This is a genomic window from Rhizobium sp. P2_G2 (genome assembly GCF_056403555.1).
In genome coordinates this window covers 1-5,546 of the sequence record NZ_JBFUFF010000199.1, presented here as the reverse complement: position 1 = coordinate 5,546, position 5,546 = coordinate 1, and the positions used below count along the sequence as shown (strand labels likewise).

The window sequence follows — 5,546 nt, the reverse complement described above, 5'->3', positions numbered from 1 at the left end:
GCGTTGATCAATGCTTCTTTGCCGACTGGCGTTTCTGCCCGTTCCAGAAGCATCCGCAACAGCGCCACTGCGCGTCGCCCCAGACCCAGCGGCTCGTCTCGGCAGAACAGGATTTCGGCGTCCGTGTCGAGGCGAAACGCGCCGAATGCGAGGATCGTCGCCATCACCGGAGGAAACAGCATTCGCAGAAATTTTGCAACAATTTCGCAATTGCCTCGCGACTTCATGGCCGACGTTCTTCATCCTCGTCGCCAGTGATCCGTGGATAGACAAAGGAGGAAGACATGAGTGTCAGAGCTGTTGTCCGCATGCCTGAAGAAGGCAAGGAACTGAGTTTGGCCGGAAAGCCTCTGCGTTTCCTGGTGACCGGCGACGACACGAAACACACCTCGATGTTCGATTGGACATTGCCGTCGGGCTTTTCGACCGGTCTCCACGTCCATCGCGTTCAAGAAGAGACATTCTTCGTGCTGGAAGGGGAATGCGAATGGCAAATCGGCGACCGAAAGATCGTCGCCACGCCTGGGACATACGTGTTCATACCGCCGGGCGTGTCGCACAACATCGGCAACAGCAGCGGCAAGACGGCGCGCATGATCATGACCGTCTCGCCGCCGGGGCACGAACACTATTTCGAAGAGCTGGTGAAGCTCGTTGCGCAAAGCAGCCCTCCGGATGCAGAAGCCATCGCCGCGCTGCGAGAGCGTTATGATACAACACAGCTGTCGCAGCTCCGCAATAGAGTACGCAAGCGTTGAGGCTCGCCCGCGCCTGCGGTCATCTCAGCCCCGCAGGCGACTATTTTCTTAAAACCGTCATCGAGGCCGTTATCGAGGAGCGCCTCTTCGGCGGCTGGACTCGCAGGGCGTTGATGGATCCTGCAGCGAATGGCGACCCGTACGCTTTCGGGTTCGTCGAAGTCGAAGGGATTAAAAGGAGGAGGCTGGTGCAATAGCCCATCCGCGTTTACGGACGCGATATGCTGTCATCATACAGTTTGCGCCACAAATCGACCGGGAGGCTCGCTGCGTCTTCGAGTCGGGTATCCTAATTATCTCAATAGCTTCGGGTTTGCATTGTTAGTGTGAGCACCGAACCGCAGTTCGATTCCCATCAACTGCAATAAATTGCGAGTTGACATTATGACGCAAGATTAGCAGCCGTTGGCTACTGCTCTTCAGGCCTTTGTGCAGTCGGTTATCTTGCGACGCGGCGCGGAGCAGCCGACGATGCCCAGCGTTCTGCACCAGGGGGATGGGCGGCCCGCCGCGTATCGGCGTGCATCTGCGTATCGTCCAATTGGAACTGATTGACCAGGTCGCGCAAGCGGCTTGCCTCGGAGGCCAGTGTCGCCGCCGCGGCTGTCGATTGCTCGACCATGGCGGCATTCTGCTGGGTTGCCTGGTCCATCTGGTTGACCGCGGTGTTGATTTCGGCAAGCCCGGTGGATTGTTCCCGCGCCGAGGTGGAGATGGCATCCATGACCTGGTTGATCTGGGCGACATAGTCGCCGATCGATTTCAGCGACAGGCCGGTTTCGAGGACCAGTTTCACGCCGTTTTCGACTTCGGTCGACGATTTCTGGATAAGCCCCTTGATCTCCTTGGCGGCCTGGGCAGCACGTTGGGCCAGTTCGCGCACTTCCTGTGCCACGACGGCGAAGCCCTTGCCGGCTTCGCCAGCACGGGCCGCCTCGACACCGGCGTTCAGCGCCAGGAGATTGGTCTGGAAGGCGATCTCGTCGATGACGCCGATGATGTTGGAAATCTGCTGCGAGCTTTCTTCGATGCGCCGCATAGCCTGCTCGGCCTCCGACACGACCGTCGATGATTTCTGGGCGCTGACATTGGCTTCCACTGCGACCTTGCGCGCCTCGTCTGTGCGCTTGGTGGCCGTCGAGACATTTGCGGTGATTTCATCCAGAGCCGCGGCTGTCTCCTCGAGCGAGGCAGCTTGCTGCTCGGTGCGTTTGGAGAGGTCCTGCGCGCCGGAGGCAATTTCACTGGTGCCGTCATCGATGCTGTGGACGGTTTGCAGCACGGCGCCGATGGTGGCGCCCAGCTGCTTGAGCGAGGCGTTGAAGTCCTCGCGCAAGGTTTCGTAGTCGGTGGCGAAACGCTCAGAAAGCTGGAAGGAAATGTCGCCGGCGGCAAGTCGTTTGAGGCCTTCGCCCAAAGTTGCGGTCGCAAAGCGCAACTGCTCGGCCTCGCGATCAGCCCGTTCCTGGGCCGCAGCGCGTGCCGCCTCGCTCTGGCTGCGGGAGGCTGCTGCCTCATGTTCGAGCCTGATGACATTGAGCGCATTCTGGCGGAACACTTCGACCGCACCGGCCATTTCCCCGACCTCGTCCGCACGACCGGCATAGGGAATGGTGCTGTCGAGGTCTCCGCCCGACAGCTGCTGCATCGCCGAAGCAATCCGGCGGATCGGATTGGCAATGCCCGAAATGGCAAACACGATGCCCACCAGCGCGACGACAACCGCCAGGGCGGCAATTGCCGCCGTTAGGACGAAGGCGGAACTCGCCGCCGCATCGCTGGTATCAACAAAGTGTTCCGCCTGGCCGAGAATAAAGGCCACCAGGTCCGCCACCGCCTTGTTCATCTGATCGGACTGCGCGGTCATGCTGCTCTTGAAGAGCCGGATCGCGTCGGCGGTTTTGCCGCTGTTCTGCAGCGCAATCATTTGTTCCGCAAGCTGGCGATATTTGGCAAGCTCCGGTTTGACCTGGCCGATCRGTTGCCTGCCGCGCTCGGTGCGGACGCCCTTCTCATATTCTGCGACGGCCTTGTCGACAGCGGCGCTGGCATTGGTGATCTGGTCCGCCACACGCTTCTGTTCCTCGTGCGTCGTTTCCAGAAGATAGTTGGAATAAGCCAGCTTCAGATCGGAGAAGCTGCCCTTGATCTCGCGAGCGACGACCAGCCGCTGGATCCAGAACGTGCCGATCTGTTCGGTATTGGCATTGATCGTCGAAATCGTGCTCAGCGACAGATAGGACAGTCCGATCACGAAAGCGGATATGATCGACAATGTTATGACAAGGGCTTGCTTGATGCTTGGGCGTTTCATGCGGGTCTCCAATCGACGTATGTTGGGTGACCGGCGTTTTTTCGGGGGTCGCAACAAAATGTCGCGCCAAGCATCTAATTTAGTATTAATCTTCGTAAAATTTTCGCGTTTACGGTCCGAAAAATTGCTACAATTCCAAATAGTTGTGCGAATTCACAAGCCCAACTTGCAGCTTAACGGCAACATCGTCGCGCTTGCTTGAATCTCATCACAATCGGAGCACGAAACGAAAGACGACAGGGCACAGGAGAACCTCTCAAACACCGGGTTTGACGTGCTGTCGTCGCTCCCGTCGGCTCTTCACCGCAGACTGCGCGCGTCGGACCTTAACGTCAATTTTCCGATTTTAATGCGTCTCCCTCGTAAGATTAACCGCAAACGCGCAGTCGCTAACCTTAAATTAAGTATATTCTCATATGCTCAAGTTGTTCCGCTTGCGTCCATTCGGATGAAGCTTGCGGCCTACTATCATCGCAGGGACCCTCCAATGGTGGACCGGATAAATAACCCAGACCTCCAGGATCGACTGGATTTCGTTGGGCTTGATGCAGAGCAACGGCTTAGCCTCGCCAAAATTCAGCCGACCATTCGCTCTGTCATAGGTGCCGCCCTTGACGTCTTTTATGGCAAGGCTTCAAAGCACCCGCACACCAGAAAATTCTTCTCCAGCGACGCACATATCGCCCATGCGAAAGACCGGCAGACCAAGCATTGGGACATCATAGCATCGGGCAAATACCAGGGCGATTACGTCGAGGGCGTGACCACGGTCGGCCGCGTCCATGCGCGCATCGGGTTGGAGCCACGTTGGTATATCGGCGGCTATGCAATCATCCTAGAGGGCATTATTCGCGGCGTTGTCGGCGGTGAACTCAAGGGATTTCTTCATGGTCGAAAGGCAAAGAAGGTCTCCGACGACCTGACAGCTGTGGTCAAAGCTGCGCTGATTGACATGGATTACGCCATTTCTGTCTATTTGGATGCGCTTGCGGAGGAGCGGAGCCGTCTTGAAGAGCAACGCGCGAAGGAAAGGCTAGAGCAGGAACGAGCTCAGAAGCGTCGGCGACCGCGACGACACATTTCCGCTGCCGCATGGACGCGGGGACGAGTTTCATCATGGATCCCCGACGCCGGATCCCCGCGGGTTGCCGAAGGGGCCGCGGTCGCGCGACATCATCGACCCCTATCTGCATCTCGATGAGATCAGGGTGAAGACGCGGGATTTCAGGTAACACAAAGGCGTGGCAGGTTGTGGGAACCCGATCAGCGAATGGCGTCAGCTCCAGCGGGCGTCTCCCTTGACTAGCACTGAAAGCTTTGTCTGCTTCGCGCCTTCATATCGGTCGTATAGGCTGTTTTCGTGCCTGCCCAAAAGCAGACGTCGCCCCAGCAGCGGTGCGAGGTCTTCGATGCGCCAATAGGAGACATTTTACGAGTTAACGGCCGCCCTCAACCATCTGGCCCTTGCCTAAGTTGCAGTGAAATTCGCACGCGGTGCGGCTCCCCCCACCGTCATGTCGAGATTGGGGTAACGCCAGGAGAAAGCGCAGCTAGCAGCTCACTCCCGAGACGCGACTTGATAAAGTCCTCGGGTCCGACAAGGTAGTAGCCTCGCTCCGAGATCAAGGGCTCCTGGTCCAATTCGATAAGCAAGCCGTTCGACACCAGATCGTCGATCACCCCCCTCCACCCGAGTGCGATGCCATGCCCCAGCAGCGCCTGGTGGATGGCGATGCCATGATTGGACACCTCAATGCCCGTCGCGGCGAGGGTCGCATTCGGAGCGCGATGCGATCGCCAGTCAACCCAGTTGAACCACCGCCTTTCCGGGTCTTCGAGATGGATCAGAGGTCCATGGCCCAGGATGTCTTCCTTCGATAGGGAGGCAAGCTTGGTTGCCACGGACGGGGCTGCGATCGGCACCACTACCTCCGGAATCAACAATCTGGCTACCATCCCATCCCAGCGCCCGTCACCGAAGAGGATCGCGCAATCCACGCTGTCCATCGAGATGTGCTGGTCACGCTCGGCTGTCACGACCCTGACGGAGAGGTCACTATCTCTGTTTCGAAGGTTCGCGAGTTTCGGCATCAGCCAGAACATCGCCAAGCCCGGATAGGTGCCGAGCGTCAGGCTGGGTCCACTTGCCCGTTCGCGTAACGACCGGGTGGCCTTAGCGATATCGGTCAGGGCGGATGCAATCTTGGCATGGTAGGCGAGTGCATCGTCGGTCGCTGTGGTGACCCCGCCGTTCCTCTCAAACAGCGTCAGACCAAGATCGTTCTCGAGGGCCTGTATCTGGTGGCTAATCGCGGGCTGACCGACGTTCAGCTCTCGCGCGGCGGCTGTGAAAGTTCCCAACCGAATGCATGCCTCGAATACACGAAGAGCCTTCAGCGGCGGCAGATCACGCATTGACATTCCTAAAACAAAAATACCCGGGCCCACGACCCTACCATCGAAAAAAGTAATGG

General features: G+C 58.3%; 4 protein-coding genes. 2 read left to right on the top strand and 2 right to left on the bottom strand.

Going from position 1 to position 5,546, the window contains the following annotated elements; all coding sequences use genetic code 11:
* Positions 1-284: 284 nt before the first annotated feature.
* On the top strand, positions 285-758 hold the full coding sequence (locus AC1D06_RS41585) for a cupin domain-containing protein (protein WP_477991319.1): 474 nt from the start codon (positions 285-287) through the stop codon (positions 756-758).
* Between the two features lie 439 nt (positions 759-1,197).
* On the opposite strand, the gene AC1D06_RS41580 is transcribed toward AC1D06_RS41585, so the two are convergent.
* Positions 1,198-3,072: a methyl-accepting chemotaxis protein gene (locus AC1D06_RS41580; RefSeq protein ID WP_477991317.1), complete on the bottom strand. Its 1,875-nt coding sequence runs from the start codon at positions 3,070-3,072 to the stop codon at positions 1,198-1,200.
* 487 nt (positions 3,073-3,559) lie between these two features.
* Here AC1D06_RS41580 and AC1D06_RS41575 point away from each other — a divergent pair, with 487 nt between their 5' ends.
* Complete coding sequence (locus AC1D06_RS41575) at positions 3,560-4,273, top strand: protoglobin domain-containing protein (protein WP_477991315.1); 714 nt, start codon at positions 3,560-3,562, stop codon at positions 4,271-4,273.
* Between the two features lie 311 nt (positions 4,274-4,584).
* Here the strand turns inward: AC1D06_RS41575 and AC1D06_RS41570 are convergent.
* The coding region (locus tag AC1D06_RS41570) for a LysR family transcriptional regulator (RefSeq protein ID WP_477991313.1) at positions 4,585-5,546 on the bottom strand (962 nt) is incomplete at its 5' end.